Origin of the sequence: Colwellia sp. RE-S-Sl-9 (genome assembly GCF_048296855.1) — a bacterium.
In the GTDB taxonomy this organism is placed as follows: domain Bacteria; phylum Pseudomonadota; class Gammaproteobacteria; order Enterobacterales; family Alteromonadaceae; genus Pseudocolwellia.
Window position 1 is genome coordinate 91,629 of sequence record NZ_CP182631.1, and the last position, 21,097, is coordinate 112,725.

A 21,097-nucleotide genomic window follows, 5' to 3' on the forward strand; every position below is an offset into this window, starting at 1 on the left:
AAGGTATCATATCGGCAAAATTATAAGTTTCAACTAATTCCTCTCATGAATTCTTTATTCATAGGGTTTATCTAAATTCAAGGTAAATGTGACAAAGGTAAATTATGGCTATTATCAAACAGCAAGACCTCATCGATAGCATTGAAGATGCACTTCAGTATATTTCTTATTATCATCCGCTTGATTTTATTCAAGCATTAGAAAAAGCATACAACAAAGAACAAAGCCAAGCCGCTAAAGATGCGATTGCACAAATTCTTATTAACTCTCGTATGTCTGCCCATGGTAAACGTCCTATCTGTCAAGATACTGGTATTGTTACGTGTTTTGTGAAAGTAGGTATGGATGTTCAGTGGGATAAAACTGATTTAACCGTTCAGCAAATGGTTGATGAGGGCACACGTCGTGCTTATATGAATCCTGATAATCCTTTACGTGCTTCTATTGTTGCAGACCCCGCGGGTAAACGTATTAATACGAAAGATAATACACCAGCGGTTGTTCATATTGATATGGTTGCTGGCGGCGGTATTGAAATTATGATCGCAGCGAAAGGCGGCGGATCAGAAAACAAATCTAAAATGGTAATGTTAAACCCAAGCGATTCAATTGCTGATTGGGTTGTTAAAACGTTACCAACTATGGGCGCAGGCTGGTGTCCTCCAGGAATGTTAGGTATAGGTATTGGTGGTACGGCTGAAAAAGCAGGTGTATTGGCTAAAGAAAGCTTAATGGACCCTGTAAACATTCAAGAACTTATTGACCGTGGCCCACAAAATGCGGAAGAAGAACTACGTTTAGAAATTTTTGAACGCGTAAATAAATTAGGTATTGGTGCTCAAGGTTTAGGGGGTTTAACAACGGTTGTTGATATTAAAATTAACTCTGTGCCAACTCATGCGGCATCTAAACCTGTAGTTATGATCCCTAACTGTGCGGCAACTCGCCATGTACACTTTCATTTAGACGGTTCAGGTCCTGCGGATCTTCAGCCACCTAAATTAGAAGATTGGCCTGAAATTACATGGGAAGTAGGTGAAAACGTACGTCGTGTTAATGTGGATGAGCTTAAGAAAGCTGATATTAGCGAATGGAAAACAGGCGAAACTGTTTTACTCTCGGGTACTATTTTAACAGGTCGTGATGCAGCTCATAAACGCATTCAAGAAATGTTAGCAGCAGGTGAGAAGTTACCCGTAGACTTTACTGACAAGTTTATTTACTACGTTGGACCAGTAGATGCTATTGGCGACGAAGCGGTTGGTCCGGCTGGCCCAACAACCGCAACACGTATGGATAAATTTACTGAAATGATGCTAGCTGAAACAGGCTTGTTAGGTACTATTGGTAAAGCTGAACGTGGTGCTGCAACGTGCGAAAGCATTAAAAACCATAAGTCAGTTTACCTAATGGCCGTTGGTGGCGCTGCATACTTAGTGTCTAAAGCAATCAAAAAAGCGAAAGTGGTTGCCTTTGAAGACATGGGTATGGAAGCAATATACGAATTTGAAGTTGAAGATATGCCTGTAACAGTTGCTGTAGATTCTACAGGTGAATCAGCACATGTTACTGGTCCTCAAATTTGGAAATTAAATATTGAAGAAGAAGACAAGAAAACTAAAGGCTAAAATCTTTAGTTAACGCTTATCTAGCTTTACTAAAACGCTATAAGGTAAAACTTATGGCGTTTTTTATTGCTTAAAAAACAGGAAGCGTAAAATAATATTGTTTTATAGCTATATTTGATCTTTATGAAAAACATAACTTTATTACTGTTGTTGTCGTTTTTTTAGATTAGAAATCCCACCCCATACTAAGGTAATAATAACCACCATTAAAGCCACTCGGAGAGTTTAAAGGGTATATAGCACCTAAAAATCCAGATTTACGCCCTTGACTATATTCATCTGGAAATACATTAAAGATATTTTTAGCGCCCAAAGCAACTTCTATATTATCTGTAATATCATATGAAATTTCCATATCAGTTATGATAACAGGATCAACTTTTTCAAGCAGAGATACATCATTAAATTGTGCATTATAAAAACTTCCATAATAATTTATACGAAACATTGTATGTAATGCTTCTTGTGAGTGTGAATATGTTAATACACCTCTAGTTTTTGGAATTCCATCTTCACGTTCTTTACGTACATTAGCATTTGATATGGGGCTTTTAGGATTAGTAACATCTAGTTCTGTGTCAGTATAATTAAACGCTAACGATAAAATATCGCTTCCCCCCATAAATTCAAATGGTAAACTGACTACTAAATCAATGCCTTGAGTTACTGAGTTGAAATCGTTAGCATAATATTGAATGTTGGTTACGTTTGAACTAATTCCTGAGATAGATAATAATGGTGTGTCACTTGCCACTATTTCACTCGTAAATAGTGATAATCTATCATCTACATCAATATAAAAATAATCCAAAGTAACATTAACAGGGCTTATTTCAGATAATATACCGAAGCTAAAACTAGTGGCTGTTTCTGGTTCAAGCTTTCCTCCTGAACGTGCCGTTGCAATAGGGCTCAAAGCACTTATTAATTGTGAGCCTTGTTGAACAACTACATTATTTTCGATCGAATTGGATGTGGATATACGTTGAAGAGTTGACTGGCCAACAGTGGGGGCACGGAAGCCAGTACTTAGCGTTGAACGTAATGCAATTTCATCGGTAAGCTGTATACGGGTAGAAAGCTTACCGTCAAAAGTATTACCTATTTTTTCTATTTTTTCATACCTTATCGCAAATGATACCGAAAGAGCTTCAGTTACGTCGGCTTCAATATCTAAATATACGGCATTTGATGTACGAACGTTAATACCAGCAGTATCTGGTGAGAAACCAGGGAAACCGTTTGAACCTATGGCTTCACCATTACTCGAAAAAGGGCCTATTTCATAAGATGCACTATCTCCAGCGACAACTTCAAATTGTTCAAAGTAGTTTTGGTAACCAAAGGCAACATTGAGTTCAGATTCAAAACCAACATCAATAGGATAGGTAAAGTCAGTATTGAATACACGCTCTGTTTGAATTTGAGAACCTAATTTAAAATCTTTTGGTGAATTTTCACCTAACGAGGCATTAGCACTGTTAAATAATTCATAATCAATATGATTTCTACCTACGGCCATACTTATGTCATAAGTTAGTTCAGCGTCATTGTTATTTAACGAGCCCCGTATACCCGCCACTATACTACCATCAGTTACTTTACCGCCAAATATAGGGGTGAAGCCACCTGGAAAACGTTCATTAAAAGAAAAACAATTAGGATTGGCTATAACTGCTGCTAAGGCTTCAGCATCGCCACTACTGCCAGGGATAGTCGGTACTGGACAGTTCCCTGTTTGATTATTAGTCATGTCAAAGAATAGGCGAGTACCATTGTCTGGGTTAGTAAATATACTTGCTCTTGTATTAGGGTTACGATAAAAAAAACTGCCATTTACATCACGTTGCGCCCAGTTACCAAAAAGATAAAGTTGCTTATAATTGTTGTTATCCCCAACATCTATTTCTACATTGCCAAACAGTTTTAGGTTATTAGCAATATCCGGGGCTCCCCAGGGTACTACAGGATCTTGTATATCATTTTCGCTAATACCACTATCAATTAAGCTTTGAACCGCAGGATCTTGAACCCCACGAGATGTGGGATTACTTTCTGAAAACTCGAATGATAAATTGGCTGTACCACTATCATTAATAGTGGTTCCTAAAATACCAGATAGCTTATATTGAGCACCATCCCCTTTATAATATTGACCCGTATGCACTTCAATACGATTGACCTCGGCACTGTTTTCTAATCGAAAGTTAATCACACCAGCTATAGCATCTGATCCATATTGCGCAGCAGCGCCATCTCTTAAAACTTCTACACTTTTAAGAGCAATACTAGGTATAGGCTCTAAATCCACTCCGTGGGCCCCTACATTTAATCCTGAAATGTATTCATAAATAGCACCACTACGATGACGTCGTTTACCATTAACTAATATTAAAATACTATCAGTAGGTAACCCTCGAATATTTGCGGGTCTTACTATAGTACCTGCATCGCTAATGGCTTCCTGATTTACGTTATACGAAGGCATAACAGTGGAGAGTGTCGATATAATATCGAGACTACCTCGTGTTTTTAAATCTTGTTTATTAATAATATCTAATGGTGCTAGTGCTTCATTAGGTGAACGATTTATTCGACGTGAACCTGTAATTTGAATACGTTCATCTTCGATTTCTATTGTAGAATTTTTAGAAGGGGATTCAGGGAACGAAGCTGAGTTAGTAGTGGGTAAGGTGGGGGTTGTTTTAATTACCTTGTTTTTTAAATCTTCGAAATTATTTAAAACAGATGATACAGCAATGACTCTTTTTTTAGTCGCAATGGCATTGATAGGAGTATTTAAAAGAATCTTTGTGAGAGCATCTTCCAGTGAATAAGTACCTATAATAGGGTTAGTCATGACAACAATTGAGTCATCAAAGGGGTATAAAAGAGAATAGCCAGAGATATCAGCTAATTTATTGAGAGCGGTAGCCGCATCCATTGCTGGTAATTTAAAGTGGTAACGTTCAGCAGCTTGACACACTAGAGTATTGCCTAACCATAATAAGAAAAACATAATATGAAACTGAATATTTTTTTCTTTATTATGTTTTAATCGGCGACTTAACACTTAATACTTATCTCGCTGTTTGAGTGAATGTTTTGATTATTTTTCTTTGTTGTATATGGTAACTATTGGCATCTTCAATCAACTGTTTCAGTGTGACAACAACATCATGCTAGCCAGTATTACTGTTATCTTATCATCATGAAAGAATTTCGACTATTGGCTATAGCTTTAATTAACCTCAACTCGGGTTAATGAATGTTAGATAATAAATTAAAACTATTATTTATCAAAGGCTTAATCTGTATCGTTGTTTTCCTAAGTTATATTAGTCTCTCAACATTGATATTTTTGTGTATAACAAGGCGAATTTTTCTATCTAATAGCTAGCTATTAGTAATAAATTCAACGAAGTTAGGCATAAAAATAGCTTGTTGAGTAACTTTGCTTATCCCGAGCTGAGGTTAATTAGGGTCTATTGAACTTTTATGTTTAAATTTTGTTCGAATTAAATGCTTGTTGATCGCGGTGCAAGAAATGTTGCCTAGTTGTGCTATGTAAATTTCTGCAACAATGAGCAAGAAATAGATCCGTAGGATAGCGTTTATTAGCCATTTCTACTACGTTATCGCCTATTAGAGTAGATAACCTGAGCTTGGCTTAACAAATGCTTCTCTAGCAGCTAGTTTTCCTAACTTCTGCGTTAAATTTACTTGTAATAGGGGAGTATTGACGCGAAATTTTCCTTGAATTAAGAAAAATTAGCAAACTAGAGGAACAATGAAATTGTTTTTTATTATATTTCAATGTGTTAAGTGTATCTTAAACCGAGTTCAGGTTAGATAACGACAAACATATGCTCTGCCTTGTATAAAAGGCTAATAAACTGCTGTAAAAAAATCAGCAAAGAGCAGCAGACCCTAGCTGAGTTGTTTTATTAAAGTTGAGTTGTTTTATTAATTAAATGTGATGGTATTAGTCAGTGCCTTAAATATAAAAATCTCAGCCGAAGCTGAGATTTTTATAAGAACAAATTTACTTTATTTATTGATTAAAAGTTATAAGATGCTTTTACGTAGTAGAAACCACCGTTAAAGCCAAATGGAGAGGTTTCATAATATTTGCCCCCCCAATTGTTGTTATCACCAGACCAATCAATTTTTTCTGCTTCTTGGTCAAAAATGTTTTGAGCCCCTAAAGAAACAGTAATATCGTCATTTACAAAGTAACTCACTTCAACATCAACAGTTACTGCAGCATCACCTTCTTTGATAGTGGCATCATAATCAACATGAACACCTTGATATTTGCCGTAGTAGTTTACACGAGTAAACATACTAATCATTTCCCAACCTTGAGACCATGTAAATGTTCCTCTATGGTTCGGTAAATCATTTTCTAAACGAGATACTTTGAAATCACCCGTAATTTCAGGAGAAAACTTATCAACTTCAGTTTCATTCCAGTTATAAGCTAATGCAAACGTTGTATCACCATCGAGCAATGAAGTTGAGTAGTTCGCTACAAAATCAACCCCTTGAGTGGTTGTATCAAAATCATTAGTAAAGAAACTCACTTGTTGAATAGAGTCAACATTGGGTACACCTGCCGCTTTTAATACGTCTTTATCATTATCGTCTAAATTATATTTAGCTGATTGAGAAATACGATCTTCAACTTGGATGTTATAGTAATCTAATGTGAAATAGAAACCATTAATATCCCATACAGCACCAAAAGCATAACTTTCAGACTCTTCAGGTGTGAGCTCTGTTGCGCCTAATTGGATCGCTACTGGGTTTGTCGGTGGTAGTAGGGCTGAGTCGCTTAACACACCATCACTTAAGTTTGTTTGTACATTTGAATAGTTAGCTTGACCAACTGTAGGCGCTCGGAAACCTGTACTTAATGAGCCTCGAAGTGAGAACTCATCAGTAATATTGTACTGAGCTGTTAACTTGTAATTTGTTGTATCACCAAATGAGCTGTAATCTTCATAGCGTAAAGCTGCGCCCATTAAGAAATTTTCAGTAAATTGTGCTTCTACATCGACATATAAAGCATAGTTTTGACGAGAGAATTTACCGGCGGCAGAAGGTTTAAAACCAGGGAAACCATTTGAACCAATACCAAAACCTTGAGAAGTTAATGGACCCGCTTCAAAAGCCGCGACATCACCTGAAGTCACTTCAAATGACTCTGAATGCCATTCGTAACCCCCAGCAACAATTAATGGAGACTCCATACCTGCTTCAAATTCTTTCACTAAATCAATGTTAAATGATTTTTCTAATTGAGTATGTTTACCCGGACTAAAGTCACGCGGAGTGACAGGACCTAAAGAAGCATTAAGCGTATCATAGATAACATAAGTGGATTCGTTGAAACCAACTGAGCCGCTTACATCATATTTAAGTGTATCGCTTATCTCACCACGAGTCCCCATAGTAATAGCTGTATCAACGATGTTACCACCGAAGTTAGGTGTAAAACCACCCGGTAACATTTCATTAAATGCGAAACAGTTTTGACCAACGGCTGTATTATCATCCGCAATTAAAGCGTAATCACTTTGTGTTAACACATTACTACTGGTGACATTAACTGTAGGACAAGCAATACCATTATCAAGCCCATCTAAATCAGCAATAAGAATGTTAGGTTGATAGTTTTCATCTTGAACGCCATTAACTATATCACCATTGATTTTACCATCACCATTTGTATCTACGCCGTCTGTATCACCATTACTATATACACCACTACGAGTATGTGGGTTACGGTAGTAAAAACCACCTTTAATGTTACGTTCAGAGAAGTTACCAAACATGTAAGCTTCTTTACCATTTCCTAAATCTAGACCAAAGTTACCAAAAACAGTCAGATCATCTTCTACTTCAGGAGAGCCCCAAACTTGAGCTAAACTATCAACATCCGTGTTACCGGCTTCGATTAAAGCGGCGGCATCAGCACGCTGTACACTTCGGCTTGTAGCATCAGCTGTTTTATATTGAAAACTTAAATTAGCAAAGCCATTGGCAGATAATGGTAAGCCTATGTTACCGGACACTTCTGTAGTATCGCCATCTCCTTCGTAGTATGAACCATGACGCACCGTAAGGTTTCCACCCTCATCATCATCTTTTAAAACAAAGTTCATTACACCCGCAATAGCATCTGAGCCGTATTGTGCCGCAGCACCATCTCGTAATACTTCAACTTGCTTTAACGCAGCACTTGGAATAACAGAAATATCTGGACCTTGTGCACCATCATTAATACCACCACCTAATAAGGCAATAACAGAGGCACGATGACGACGTTTGCCGTTAACTAGGATTAATGTACTGTCAGATGAAAGACCACGTAAGTTAGCGGGTTTTACTAAACTAGCCGCATCTGAGATAGGATTTTCATGAACGTTAAAAGAAGGAACGGTTCCTTTAATAAGGTCTAGCATATTAGTGTTACCTGCTTTACCTAATTCGTCAGCTCCAATTAAATCAACGGGAACGGGTGAATCATTTACTGAGCGAGGCGCACCACGTGAGCCTACTACAGCGATACGTTCAACTTTTTCTTCTTTTGCGCCGGCTTCATTCTCAGCAGCAGAAACAGCGGTTGTTCCTAGAGCAACACTCACAGCAAGCGCTAACGTAGTATTACGAAATTTTATAGACATATTTTTCCCTTATTAAATTTGAAGACTAATTCTTATTATTGATTTTTTAATTATTTAGTTCAGTTGCTATTTATTTAACATTTGCAACTTAGTTCTAAAGAGCCAATATGTATGGGAATCCGTAAAAAAACTTATTTATTTTTTGTTTTTTTTATTTTTAATTTTTTTGTTGTTGATTTTATTGTTTATTTTTTTGTACTTGTTATTGCTAGTTAACCCGGATTTGGGTTAATTATTCAAATTGGTATGAATGTCTTGTATCGATAGGGTTAGGTAGATAATGTAATAAAACGGGTATAAAAGATTTTTCTTAAATATTTAGAATGTTTCTGTAACCATTAATCTGACAAAATAATAGGGGCTTTTAGGCTTTATCACTTTTATTATAAAGCCTAAGGTACTGATAATTTATGTTATTTTATTTTTTAAGGTGGTTATGTTTTTTTAGTAAGCAATATTTTATTTGAATCAAGGCGCTGAGACTTCATATTAAAAGAAAGTTCTATAGCTTCAATTAGCGCTTCACTATCTTCTAAGTCAAAACGGCCACTTATTCGTATGTTATGCAGTGAGGGATCTTTTAGTACAATCTCTATGTTTACATAACGGTTAATTTCTTTAATGACATCTGCAAACTCTTTATTATCAAATACTAATTTTCCATCAATCCATGAAAGTTCACGTTTGATATTTTCAGGGTTAATACGTGTTAATTTTGGAGATTGATCACTGGCTACTATAACTTTTTCACCCTTAGCAATATAAACGTCATCTTTATTAATTGTTGTATTATTTAACTCTTCAATATCGGTTAATTTAGTATTAAGTGCTACTTTTGACATTTTAACTTTACCGTCAGTAACCGTGACTTGAATATTCTCAGGTTCCAAATGAATGACAAACTTTGTTCCTATAGCTTGAACTAGACGATCTCCAGCATACACAATAAATGGGCGATTAGGATCATGTGCAACTTCAAATAAAGCTTCTCCTTTTATTAATTTAATTATACGTTTATCATCAGAAAATTCAGTTTCAATTCGGCTATTAGTATTTAAGTGTATGATTGAACCGTCATCAAATGTTGCATTCATTTGTTGTCCTACTAAAGTAGCATATGAATTTTTTTGCACATTATTAGGTATCGCTAACCAAATAAAAACAGCTAAAAAACTCATGCTTGCGGCTAAAACATAAGGTGCAAAAATAGGCTTTAAGACTGACCATAAATATGTGTTTTTTGACGAGCTTTCATTATCATTATCAATATTAATAAGTACTTCATCTATATCATCCCAAATGTTAGCCATAGCTTTTAATGCTATAGGATGTCTTTTATCTGCTGCTAACCAGATCTTTAACTCTTTTCTTGATTGATCAGATAAATTACCATTATCTAGTCGTACTAACCAAATAGACGCTTCGTCATCAATCGTATTCTCTGAATGAAGTGGAATTACTTTATTGCTTGGATTCATTTTATACGCTCTTTGTTTGATTGATGTAGCTGTGTTGGAAGTTCAAGTTCATTGATTTCATATCCTTGTGCATAAAGTGATTGTTTGCACTGTTTTAAGCCTGTAGCAATATATTTCTCAACTGAACTAACTGATACATCCATTTTTTTTGCTATTTCTTTATGGCTTAAGCAGTATAATTTTCTTAACAATATCGCCCGACGGTTTTTTTCAGGTAATGAACTTAATACTTTACTAAAACGCTCAAACTTACGTTTTTGGTATAGCTCTTTTTCAACTTTATTATCAACATCGTCTTCTAGTAAAGCCTCATCTAATTCTGTATGTATTTCTTTTGATTGTTGTATTAATTTTTTTAGAACTAAATTTCTTGAAACAACAAATAGGTAATCTTTAGGGGATTTTATTTGTTGTTTAGCATTAGAGTTTAAAACCCTAATAAATGTTTCCTGTAAAATATCATCAACATCTTGTTGTTTTACACTCATCTTCATAATCGAACGCACTAAACCATCTCTACATGATTGAAAAGCGGCTAAAACTTGATTGTTCGACTGCTTATTTGTTGGCATTTAATGTTTCCAATAATACGCTATTTTATTAAAGAGTTTAGTTACGGCTTAATCCGTAATTATTTTAGTAAAAACGATAAAAAAATATTACATAGAAATGAATATTCAAGTCACATTCAAGGTGACAAAATGTTCATCTTGATAGGGGATGAATGTATTTAAATATAGCGTATAACAAAAATAGATTATAATCGAAAATTTCTTAAGCTATATTTTATAGAAGGTTATGTTTGTTGATAAAAGCTGATGATTATAAATATTTTGATAAATATGTATGGATTAGTTGTTAGATAGACTCTTTAACTGTATTGATAAATAAATTTACGTACACAATTAAAATATAATTATAACGGTGGAAATTATTTTGGAATTTGAAACACTTTTTTCTTTAGGTCTTTATTTTAGTGCAATGCTTGGTATAGGGCTTTATTCGTATTATAAATCAACAAATGATGTTTCCGGATATATGCTTGGCGGGAGAAGCTTAAGCCCAAGTGTTGCTGCGCTTTCTGCTGGAGCATCTGATATGAGTGGTTGGATGTTAATGGGCTTACCTGGCGCTATGTATATTTCAGGTCTGAGTAGTTTATGGATTGCAATAGGCTTAGTTATAGGCGCATTTTTAAATTATATTATCGTTGCGCCTCGCTTGAGAACTTATACTGAAGTGGCTAATGATTCAATTACATTACCCGATTTTTTTGAAAATCGCTTTAATGATAAGTCACGCATGTTAAGGATAGTTTCTTCGATTGTTATTGTTGTTTTTTTCACGCTTTATACCTCAAGTGGTATTGTTGCTGGTGGCAAGTTATTTGAAAGTTCTTTTGGTTTAAATTATGAAGTTGGCTTATATGTTACAGCGGGTGTTGTTGTAGCGTACACATTATTTGGTGGTTTTTTAGCTGTGAGCCTAACTGATTTTGTTCAAGGCTGTATAATGTTTGTTGCATTGGTCTTAGTGCCCATAGTAGCGATTAGTGAAGTAGGGGGCTTATCAGAAATGCATTCAAGCATTAATACCATAAATCCTGCCTTGTTAGATGTTTTTAGTGGGGTGAGCTTAATTGGTATTCTTTCAGCGATGGCTTGGGGGTTAGGTTATTTTGGTCAACCTCATATCATTGTTCGCTTTATGGCTATTCGTAGTGTTAAAGATATGCCTACAGCTCGTCGTATTGGCATGAGTTGGATGATTGTTTCTATTATTGGAGCTATGGCTACAGGCTTTTCTGGTATTGCTTATGTGGCCAAAACCGGCATAGAGCTTGATGACCCTGAAACTATTTTTATTCTCTTGTCTCAAATTCTATTTAGTCCATTAATTGCTGGGTTTTTATTAGCAGCAATTTTAGCTGCCATTATGAGTACCATTTCTTCCCAACTATTGGTTACATCAAGCTCTTTAACTGAAGATTTTTATAAAACATTTTTACACCGCGATGCTACAGATAAGCAACAAGTATTCGTAGGACGTATATCTGTGTGTTTAGTGGCGTTAGTTGCAATTTACTTAGCTTACGATCGAGACTCATCTATTTTATCATTAGTGAGTAACGCTTGGGCAGGTTTTGGTGCCGCTTTTGGGCCTGTTGTTATTGGTAGTTTATATTGGAAAAAAATGACCAAAAATGCTGCTTTAGCTGGAATGATAACAGGAGCGATAACTGTATTATTATGGGTCTATGTTCCTATCACTATTAATGGTGAGTCATTAAGTTCAGTAATGTATGAAATCGTTCCTGGGTTTATTTTATGTTCTTTAGTTATTTATGTGGTAAGTAAATTGGCACCTCAAGATGATACTGAGGTTTTAGCTAAGCATGATGAAATGTTAACGCATCACATTTAATTTTATAGCGTATTTGAAATATCGCTGGATATTGAGATTTTGGTATCTAGCGAAGTTTTATACCCGTAAGCATTCAAGTGCTCTGAAATAGTCCCTTGATTGGTAACGGGTATAAGACCATTCTAGTCAGCCTAATGGTTAATTACTTGTAAAGCTATCTCACAGCCTTTAGTACTAGCAGCGTTACAGCCAATCATAAAACTATTTTTAATCAAAGTCGTCATAGTTGTTTTAAACTATGACCAAGCTTTTGGCTTATTTAAATAAACTTCACATTATTAACGAATTAAACTTAATCTTAGAAAGAAAATATGCTCTAATTAAACTGGTTATTTATACAGTTTTGGACAGGTATGCAAATAGACGAGTTATTTAGGTTGTTAAACGAGTATTCAACAGTAGGAATTTTTATATTACTTGTTGTGATCTTTGTTATTAATATCGTTCAGTATTTTAGTCAGCGATCGAAAGTGTCTTTAATTAACGAACATTTATTTCAGTTAATAAATGATCAAACCTTAGCCAAACAAAATAGTATTGAACGAGGTGTTGAATTAAGCCAATTAAGTCAAATTACGCATTCATTTAAACCTTACATGGAACAACAAATTGCTGATCTGAAAATGAAACTCATGCGTCAGCAATTAGAGCAAAGCCAGCAGCAACAACAGCAACAAAATACATTCAGTGAACAAATTCTTAAAGCGCTACATGAACACCAACAGCAGTTTAGTCAAAATCAACATAAAGCCGTTGACCAACTTGTTGAACATTTATCTAAAGCAAGTCAATCTAATCGCCAAGAACTCGCTAAATCTCTTGAATCGTCTGCTGTACAATTAAGCCAAGGTATTGAAAAACTCACTGAGTCAACCGATAAAAGACTGAAAGAAATTAACGCGCAAGTTGAGCAACGCTTAGCGGAAGGCTTTGAAAAAACCACTAAAACCTTTAATGATATTTTGAAAAGACTCGCGCTTATTGATGATGCTCAAAAGAAAATAACCGAGTTATCAACCAATGTTGTGAGCCTACAAGAAGTACTTGCAGACAAACGTTCAAGAGGGGCTTTCGGTGAAGTACAACTTACCGCGTTAATCAGAAACGTGTTACCAGAACAACATTTTTCATTGCAGCATACTTTATCAAACGGAAAAATAGCAGACTGTTTATTAATGTTGCCCAAACCTACGGGTAATGTAGTTATCGATTCCAAGTTCCCATTAGAAAGTTATAAAAAAATGGCAGATAATCAGTTAGGTGATTACGATCGAAAAGCCGCTGAACGTCAATTTAAAGTGGATATTAAAAAACATATAAATGACATTAGCGATAAATACTTAATAGATAAAGAAACCTCAGACGGCGCTATTATGTTTATTCCTGCTGAAGCTATTTTTGCCGAGATACATGCTCATCAAAGTGACTTGGTTGATTACGCTAATAAAAAACGCGTTTGGTTAGCGTCGCCAACAACGTTAATGGCTATATTAACTACGTCTAGATCAGTACTGAAAGACGAAGAAACACGTAAACAAATTCATGTAATACAAGCTCATTTATCAGGTTTGTCGGATGATTTTGGGCGCTTTAGAAGTCGATTTAATAACTTAGCCAAACATATAGATCAAGCGGCAAATGATGTTAAGCAGATTCATACCTCAGCAGATAAAATATCAAACCGTTTTGAAAAAATAGAAAGTGTTGATTTAGATTTAATTGAAGAAAAGAAGTAAAATAAATTTTTAAGCCTATTTACATTCGGTACATCGTATTTTTAAAGGACTATTTGTGAAAAAATTATTAACGTCAGCTTTAGTATTATTTATTATTTCGTTTAGCTTCATAGCCAAAGCTGATGTTTATCAGCAACTTATTTCGGGTAACTTATCTCAAATAAAAATAGCTTCTCAAACAATGGCTGCAGGTCGTGAAAACACTCGAAATAATGCTGATATATTAGCTGAAATATTATTATCTAAATATGAAAATGCGCTATCTATTGAAGTAGATACTTTATCTTGGGCATGTAAAGCGTTAGCGGCGACAAACGATGGACGTTATAGAAATTTACTTATAAATATAGCGAATAGTAAAACTCATAAAAAATTAAGAAAATACGCCAAAAGTTCTTTTAAAAAACTCCCTAAAAGCCAAGATGAATATAAAAGAGGGAGTATAGATTTAACTGCAGTAAATAAATCTTCAGTAAATAAACCTGAAGTAAACAAGCCGCTAAAAATTAAATCTGTTGTACCTAAAGCGAGCTTAAACAAAAAAGAACGTACCTTGTTTGCTATTGCAAAAGGAGACTTACGTTCAATAAAAGCCATTGCTCAAAGAGTTCAAGCTAATGGCGAGGTTGATAGTGATATTGCCGATGCTTTAAGCGAGTTTATTCTCAATAACCATACCAAAGCCGCAGCATACGAAGTTGATCCACTGGCTTGGATTTGCCGAGCATTAGGTGCTCTTAATAATGGACGTTACACTCAAGTTATGGAAATTGTCTCTGAAAAATCGAATGTAGCTAAAATAAGAGATTATGCTCATGATGCTTATAACGACTTACCAAAAGTTGAAAACTCTTATGTTAAAGGTACGGTAGATTTCAACGCTATTATTCAAAAATATAAGGCCTAACTTAAAACGCTAAAGCTTTTGTTTAATTGTCGATTTTATAAAAGCTTTGTGGGGAGAGTTGTATCACTTGTGTTTCTTCTTTTTCTTCTTTTTAGGATGCTTAAAATTAAGTGGTATCGTCATATCCGATTGAACCAAAAACATTGTATCTTCAATTGTAGGCTCACCGCTAAATAAACTGGGGTTTTGTGAAAAAGCTACAGGCTCTTTAGGAATTGAAGATATAGACGTATCTAATATATTGTTTTTATTTATATCTTGAAAAGCTCTGATTGAATATTTCCCTTGCGTTACCCCATCAAAATAAACAATAAGCTGATTATCATTTAAGGTAATAGTTTTTGTTTTTAGTGGCTTGAGTAACGTCCATTGTGCTGACTTTTCATTAACGATCTTAAATAATTCAAATGTTATTGGCGCATCAAGTGTTTTTAATTTTTTGATGGTGATGGCTAACTTAAATGCTTTATCTTGTGGTGTAGCGAGTGAGATAAAACTAAAAAAAAAGAATGTAAATATAAATAAGTATATGAGAGGCTTGAAGTTCACGAGTAGGGCATTTTTATTTACAAAAGGTTTTGCTATGATACGCCACTTAATTTTATCGGGCAATAAAAGGACTATTTAGTGCGAAATGTATTAGTTATTGGTTATTCGCAAACAGGGCAATTAACTCAAATAACAAACGCTATTACAGGGCCTTTAAAAGCAGCTAAAGACATTAATATTGATTACCATCAAGTTGTTCCTAAAGCAGCCTATTCTTTCCCTTGGTCTTTTTTTGATTTTTTTCAAATAATGCCTGAATCGGTTTATATGAAGCCGATCGAATTATCATCGCGTGCACCTATCCATAAAAAATACGATTTAATTATTTTGTCTTATCAAGTGTGGTTTTTGTCGCCTTCTTTACCTATATCAAGCTTCTTACAAACAGAAGACGCCAAAATACTTTTTAAAAACACGCCAACTATTACCGTACTGGGTTGCCGTGGTATGTGGTTAACTGCGCAAGAGAAAATGAAAGGTTTATTGAATAATTTAGGCGCGAAGTTAATTGACAATATCGTTCTGGCAGATGAATGTGGCGCTGGTTTTAGCTTTTTAGCTACACCTCTATGGATGTTTACTGGCAAGAAAAAATCATGGTCTTGGGTGCCAAAAGCAGGCGTTTCAGATAAAGATATTACGGATGCAAAACGTTTTGGTGATGCGATTATTGAACGATTTGAAGACGTTGAACTAAATAAAAAAGATTTGTCTGAACCGATAATGCAAGGGTTGCAAGCGGTAAAAGTAAATGAAAAATTTATTTTTAGTGAAAAAATAGGGCATCGCAGTTTTAAAGTTTGGGGCAAGTTATTAATGCTTTTAGGTCCTCAAAATACGATACGTCGAAAATTAGGGTTATGTTTTTATACCACTTTTTTATTAGCTTTAATTATTACTGTTGTACCTATTACCGCATTAATTATTAAATTACTTTCTTCAATTTTTAAAGATAAAATATCTAAACAAAAACAGTATTATGCTCAACCTTCAGGAGAGTAAACGAGCTATGGTAAAACGTGTATTTATTAATAACATTTCAGCAGTACTTCCTAATGAGAAAGTTTCAAACTCAGATATGGAAGAAGTTATTGGTAAAATAGCAGGTAAAAAATCTCGTGCTAAACCTGTAATTTTAAGAAGTAACGGTATTAAATCTCGCTACTATGGTATAGATCCTCAAACAGGTGAATTTAATTATACTAATGCGTCTTTAGCCGCAGCTGCCGTACGTAAACTTTTTAATTCTGAAGCTGAACTAAACGCTATTGATAGCTTAGTTGCTAGTACTTCTATGGCAGATCAAGTTATGCCAAATCATGCAGTTATGGTGCATGGTGAATTAAAGAACCCTCCTTGTGAAGCTGTTTCAACGTCAGGTATTTGCTTATGTGGTATAACTGCATTGAAATATGCTTTTTTAAATATTAAAGCCGGTGAAAGTAATAAAAGTGTTGTGGTAGCAAGTGAACTTGCGTCAGGTATTATGAAATCTGAGAACTTTGAAGCTGAATGCGAACATAAACTTTCACAGCTTAATACAACACCTGAAATCGCTTTCGAGAAAGACTTTTTACGCTGGATGTTAAGTGACGGCGCAGGTTCTGTTTTAGTGTCAAATGAACCTAACGCCAAAGGAATCTCGTTAGAAATTGATTGGATTGATGTATCTTCTTTTGCTAATGAAATGGAAGCTTGCATGTATTCTGGAGCTGACAAAAAAGATGGGCAACTCGTTGGTTGGATGAATTACAGTGCTCAACAAAGAGAACAGCTCTCGATAATGTCGGTGAAGCAAGACGTTAAATTGTTAAATGAAAATATTGTAAGAACCACTGTTGAAAAAGCTTTGTCTCAAATTATCAGTAAAAGAGGCATAGTAGCGCAAGATTACGATTACTTCCTTCCTCATTATTCTTCCCATTACTTCAGAGAAAGATTGTTTGAAGGTTTAGTGAATATTGATTTTTCTATTCCGTATGAAAAGTGGTTTACTAATTTGACTGAAAAAGGGAATACAGGATCAGCCTCTATTTTTATTATGTTAGAAGAACTATTTAAAACTAAAGCGCTTAAACCAGGACAAAAAATATTGTGTTATATTCCTGAAAGTGGACGCTTTTCAAGCGCCTTTATGCAATTAACCGTGGTGTAATATGAAAAAAGAAGAAGTTCCTCAAGACTCATGTAAATCATACAGTGGCCATAAAAAGCTGATATATGCAGTAGGTGACGAAGGTCATTATGAAGGCGTAAAATCTTCTGGCTGGGAAGTAGAAGGCTTTGCAACCGAAATGGCAGTAAAAGCTTTAGATGAACAATTAGCCCAAGCGACAATCGATTACCAACAAGGAAAAGTATCGCCTTTAGGTTATTACATTCCATTATTTCGTTTCGACTTAATGTCTTTAGCTCATGCAACTGGCTTTTTTCAATGGCAAATTAAGCGTCATATCACAGTGAAAACATTCAATAAATTATCAGACAAAAAATTAATGAAATACTGCACTGTGTTTAATATTTCATTAGAAGAACTTAAAAAACCGGTAATAAAATCATGAATGCGCCTTTAAATCATATTGTTCATCGTCAATCCTCTCATTGTGAATCAGGCGTAGTGGCTAACATGCTCAATAGTCAAGGGTATGAGTTATCAGAACCTATGGTATTTGGTTTAGCTTCAGCATTAATGTTTGTGTATTTACCTATGGTTAAAGTGGGCGGACTACCGCTTATTGCTTATCGTATGCCGCCTAAGTCAATTATCTCTTCAGTGTGTAAAAAGCTTAATGTGAAATTAACTTCGCAAAAATTTTCAAATGAAGACGAAGGAATGAAAGCATTAGATGAAGCTTTAGCAAATGGAAAGTTAGTGGGCCTACAAACTTCAGTTTATTGGTTACCTTATTTTCCTGAAGATATGAGGTTCCAATTTAACGCACATAACTTAATGGTATATGGAAAAAATGAAGCAGGTGATTATCTGATCAGTGATCCTGTGTTTGAAGACGTTGTTACTTGTCCTGCAGAAAACTTAAAACAAGCGCGTTTTGCTAAAGGTATGCTGGCGGCAAAAGGTTTAATGTATGTTATGGATAAACCCGAAGTAACAGGAGATCTAGCTATACAAATTAGAAAAAGTATTAAAAAAACAGCCAAAATGATGAATGGTCTTATACTGCCTTTTTTTGGTATCAAAGGCATTTATCACTTAGCTAAAAAAATAGATAAACTCAAAAACGCGCCAGAACAAGAAGTTGGCATGTTTTTAAGTAATATCGTTAGAATGCAAGAAGAAATAGGCACCGGCGGTGCAGGCTTTAGGTTTATGTATGCAAGCTTTTTAGATGAAGCTTCGCAATTATTAAAAGACGATGAACTACATCAAATCTCTCAATTTACCACCGAAGTAGGTGATTTATGGCGAGAGTTTGCGATGAAAGCCGTACTGTTTTGTAAAAAACGTAAAAATATCACTTTAGAAGAAGTATCTGCAAGTTTAAGAGTATGTGCTGAACATGAAACTCTTTTACGAGAAAAGCTATTAGCGTGGAGCAAATAAATAATGAATCGTAGAGTTTTAGTCACAGGATCAGGTAAAGGGATTGGTAAAGCTATAGCATTGAAGCTTGCTGATATGGGATTTGATATTTGTTTACATTGTCGCTCAGACATAAACAGTGCAAAAGCGGTTGCAACATTAGTTGAAGAAAAAGGCGTAAAAGCAAATGTTGTTCAGTTTGATGTTGCTGATAGACAGTTAGCGAAGCAAGTGCTTGATGCGCAAATTGAATCATTTGGAAGCTTTTATGGCGTTGTATGTAACGCTGGTATTTCAGCTGATACGGCATTTCCAGCAATGACAGAACAAGAGTGGGACAGTGTTATTCATACAAATTTAGATGGTTTTTATAATGTATTACACCCCCTTGTTATGCCAATGGTTAGTGCACGCAAAGGTGGTCGAATTATTACTATTTCTTCTTTATCTGGAGAAATTGGTAACCGTGGACAAGTGAATTACAGTGCATCAAAGGCAGGGGTTATTGGCGCAACAAAAGCCTTAGCGCTTGAATTAGCTAAACGTAAAATCACCGTTAATTGTGTAGCTCCAGGCTTAATTGAAACTGAAATGACAGATGATTTAGCGATTGGTGATATTAAAAACATGATCCCATTAAGAAGAATGGGTAAACCTGAAGAAGTTGCTAGTGCTGTCGGTTTTCTTATTTCGGATGATGCCGGTTACGTTACACGACAAGTGATTTCTGTAAACGGCGGGATTTCATAAAACTTATGTTCCTCGTTAATCAAAGGGTTATTACTTTTGTTTTTTTTGTATTTACATACATTCATAATGTAAATGCAAACGAATCCTCATTTTTAAAAAATGCTCAATACTCTATTGGAATGGGAGCTGGTGTTACTTACCTTAATGATTATATAGGTTCAGATGAGTCTACTGCTTATTTGTTTCCATTTCCTTTTATCTATTTTAAAAATGATTATTTGAAAATTGATAGAAATGCCTTTGAAGGAAATATCTTTACTAATAAAAAATGGCATTTAGCGTTTGATGCGGCAGGAAATTTACCTGTTGATAGCGAAAATAACAAAGCTCGAATGGGAATGCCTGATTTAGATTGGGTGGGTGAAATTGGCCCTTCTATTGAGTATTATATTCAAGGTGATACCCAAAGCAAAAATAAGCTCTATATTGATTGGTCTGTTCGAAAAGCGATAGCAACAGACTTTAAACATATCGATAATATTGGCTGGGTTTCACAACTGAGTTTAACTCAAAAATATGTTGTACAACAAAAAGTACAGGGTGGTGATGTGGTTATCGACTCATCGATTTCAGCACTGTACAATTCTTCACAATACTCAGGTTATTATTATGATGTACTGGTTGAGTATGAAACTGATGTAAGGCAGCAGTATACAGCGAGTTCAGGATATGCAGGATTTAGGCTTGCAATTGGTGGCACTTGGCGTAAAAATAACTATTGGGTAGGTATTTTTACTCGGTACAGCAATATTGATAAAACAGCGTTTGAACACAGTCCCCTTGTTAAAAAAAATCATAACTTATTAGCTGGGATTGCTGTTTCATATATATTTTTAGACAACTAAAGGGAATAAAAAAATGAATATAAGTAAATTGGTAATTGCTTCAATTGTAACTCTGGTCATGACATCATCAGCGCAAGCTCGAGATGATCGTAATAGATATGACATTCAATCTTTATTGGAAAGTGAAAAAGCTAAAAACGCACTATTAGATGTGCCATTGCATTTTGCTGAAAATAGTCCAACAAAATTTGAATCAAAGTATGGTGAAGTGTCTACGAATAAAAAAACCAATGCTTTTATGAAAAGTGATCAAGAAGCATGTGAGTGGGCAATGTTGTCAGCATTAAAAGCGTTACAAGAACGTGCAGTAAGAGAAGGAATGACAGATGTAATTAACATTACATCTAATTATAAAAACCAACCTTTTTCATCAGCAACTGAATTTGAATGTGGTTCTGGTGCCGTTATGGCGGGTGTTGCATTAAAAGGCACACTAGTAAAAATAGCTAAATAATTTTACACCTACGCTGTGATGTTTAATTGCCATGGCGTAGGTATTTGAAAAAATTATTAAAATAATAGGTGCATAATTTAATGTAACTTGATA

16 protein-coding genes are annotated in these 21,097 nt (G+C 35.0%); 11 read left to right on the top strand and 5 right to left on the bottom strand.

Annotation, left to right across the window (positions count from 1 at the left end; translation table 11 throughout):
- Nucleotides 1-104: 104 nt before the first annotated feature.
- Nucleotides 105-1,628 carry a fumarate hydratase gene (locus ACM9HF_RS00380; RefSeq protein WP_473613536.1) on the top strand — a complete coding sequence of 508 codons (1,524 nt, stop codon included), beginning with the start codon at nucleotides 105-107 and terminating at the stop codon, nucleotides 1,626-1,628.
- A gap of 166 nt (nucleotides 1,629-1,794) precedes the next feature.
- Here the strand turns inward: ACM9HF_RS00380 and ACM9HF_RS00385 are convergent, their stop codons facing one another.
- The 4 genes from ACM9HF_RS00385 to ACM9HF_RS00400 all read right to left on the bottom strand — a co-directional run bounded on the left by ACM9HF_RS00385 (nucleotide 1,795) and on the right by ACM9HF_RS00400 (nucleotide 10,370).
- A complete protein-coding gene (locus ACM9HF_RS00385; protein ID WP_473613537.1) occupies nucleotides 1,795-4,701 on the bottom strand; it encodes a TonB-dependent receptor plug domain-containing protein in 2,907 nt (968 codons plus the stop codon).
- A 988-nt stretch (nucleotides 4,702-5,689) separates the two neighbouring features.
- Nucleotides 5,690-8,314, bottom strand: a complete 2,625-nt coding sequence (locus tag ACM9HF_RS00390) for a TonB-dependent receptor plug domain-containing protein (RefSeq protein ID WP_473618346.1) — start codon at nucleotides 8,312-8,314, stop codon at nucleotides 5,690-5,692.
- A gap of 440 nt (nucleotides 8,315-8,754) precedes the next feature.
- Nucleotides 8,755-9,798, bottom strand: coding sequence for a FecR family protein (locus ACM9HF_RS00395; protein ID WP_473613538.1), 1,044 nt, complete (start codon nucleotides 9,796-9,798; stop codon nucleotides 8,755-8,757).
- Complete coding sequence (locus tag ACM9HF_RS00400; RefSeq protein WP_473613539.1) at nucleotides 9,795-10,370, bottom strand: RNA polymerase sigma factor; 576 nt, start codon at nucleotides 10,368-10,370, stop codon at nucleotides 9,795-9,797. Before ACM9HF_RS00400 ends, ACM9HF_RS00395 begins: the two co-directional genes overlap by 4 nt.
- Before the next feature lie 364 nt (nucleotides 10,371-10,734).
- On the opposite strand from ACM9HF_RS00400, the gene putP reads away from it, so the two are divergent.
- From putP to ACM9HF_RS00415, 3 genes are all read left to right on the top strand, one after another.
- Complete coding sequence (gene putP, locus ACM9HF_RS00405; RefSeq protein WP_473613540.1) at nucleotides 10,735-12,222, top strand: sodium/proline symporter PutP; 1,488 nt, start codon at nucleotides 10,735-10,737, stop codon at nucleotides 12,220-12,222.
- A 353-nt stretch (nucleotides 12,223-12,575) separates the two neighbouring features.
- Complete coding sequence (locus ACM9HF_RS00410) at nucleotides 12,576-13,958, top strand: DNA recombination protein RmuC (protein WP_473613541.1); 1,383 nt, start codon at nucleotides 12,576-12,578, stop codon at nucleotides 13,956-13,958.
- A 55-nt stretch (nucleotides 13,959-14,013) separates the two neighbouring features.
- A complete protein-coding gene (locus ACM9HF_RS00415) occupies nucleotides 14,014-14,865 on the top strand; it encodes a hypothetical protein (RefSeq protein ID WP_473613542.1) in 852 nt (283 codons plus the stop codon).
- Between the two features lie 63 nt (nucleotides 14,866-14,928).
- On the opposite strand, the gene ACM9HF_RS00420 is transcribed toward ACM9HF_RS00415, so the two are convergent.
- Nucleotides 14,929-15,477, bottom strand: coding sequence for a DUF2141 domain-containing protein (locus ACM9HF_RS00420; protein WP_473613543.1), 549 nt, complete (start codon nucleotides 15,475-15,477; stop codon nucleotides 14,929-14,931).
- A 15-nt stretch (nucleotides 15,478-15,492) separates the two neighbouring features.
- On the opposite strand from ACM9HF_RS00420, the gene ACM9HF_RS00425 reads away from it, so the two are divergent.
- Genes ACM9HF_RS00425 through ACM9HF_RS00455 form a run of 7 tightly spaced genes read left to right on the top strand, consistent with a single transcriptional unit; the run spans nucleotide 15,493 to nucleotide 21,004 of the window.
- A complete protein-coding gene (locus ACM9HF_RS00425; RefSeq protein WP_473613544.1) occupies nucleotides 15,493-16,416 on the top strand; it encodes a dialkylrecorsinol condensing enzyme in 924 nt (307 codons plus the stop codon).
- A gap of 7 nt (nucleotides 16,417-16,423) precedes the next feature.
- A complete protein-coding gene (locus tag ACM9HF_RS00430) occupies nucleotides 16,424-17,569 on the top strand; it encodes a beta-ketoacyl-ACP synthase III (protein ID WP_473613545.1) in 1,146 nt (381 codons plus the stop codon).
- 1 nt (nucleotide 17,570) lies between these two features.
- Nucleotides 17,571-17,975: a DarG family dialkylresorcinol biosynthesis protein gene (locus ACM9HF_RS00435; RefSeq protein ID WP_473613546.1), complete on the top strand. Its 405-nt coding sequence runs from the start codon at nucleotides 17,571-17,573 to the stop codon at nucleotides 17,973-17,975.
- Complete coding sequence (gene darH, locus ACM9HF_RS00440; protein ID WP_473613547.1) at nucleotides 17,972-18,976, top strand: BtrH-related acyltransferase DarH; 1,005 nt, start codon at nucleotides 17,972-17,974, stop codon at nucleotides 18,974-18,976. The genes ACM9HF_RS00435 and darH overlap by 4 nt, the downstream gene beginning before the upstream one ends.
- A 3-nt stretch (nucleotides 18,977-18,979) precedes the next feature.
- Nucleotides 18,980-19,705 carry a 3-oxoacyl-ACP reductase FabG gene (fabG, locus tag ACM9HF_RS00445; RefSeq protein ID WP_473613548.1) on the top strand — a complete coding sequence of 242 codons (726 nt, stop codon included), beginning with the start codon at nucleotides 18,980-18,982 and terminating at the stop codon, nucleotides 19,703-19,705.
- A gap of 5 nt (nucleotides 19,706-19,710) precedes the next feature.
- The gene (locus ACM9HF_RS00450; RefSeq protein WP_473613549.1) at nucleotides 19,711-20,550 is read left to right on the top strand and encodes a MipA/OmpV family protein; all 840 of its coding nucleotides are present in this window, start codon (nucleotides 19,711-19,713) and stop codon (nucleotides 20,548-20,550) included.
- Nucleotides 20,551-20,563: 13 nt separating this feature from the next.
- On the top strand, nucleotides 20,564-21,004 hold the full coding sequence (locus ACM9HF_RS00455; RefSeq protein ID WP_473613550.1) for an excinuclease ABC subunit A: 441 nt from the start codon (nucleotides 20,564-20,566) through the stop codon (nucleotides 21,002-21,004).
- The last annotated feature ends 93 nt before the right edge of the window (nucleotides 21,005-21,097 follow it).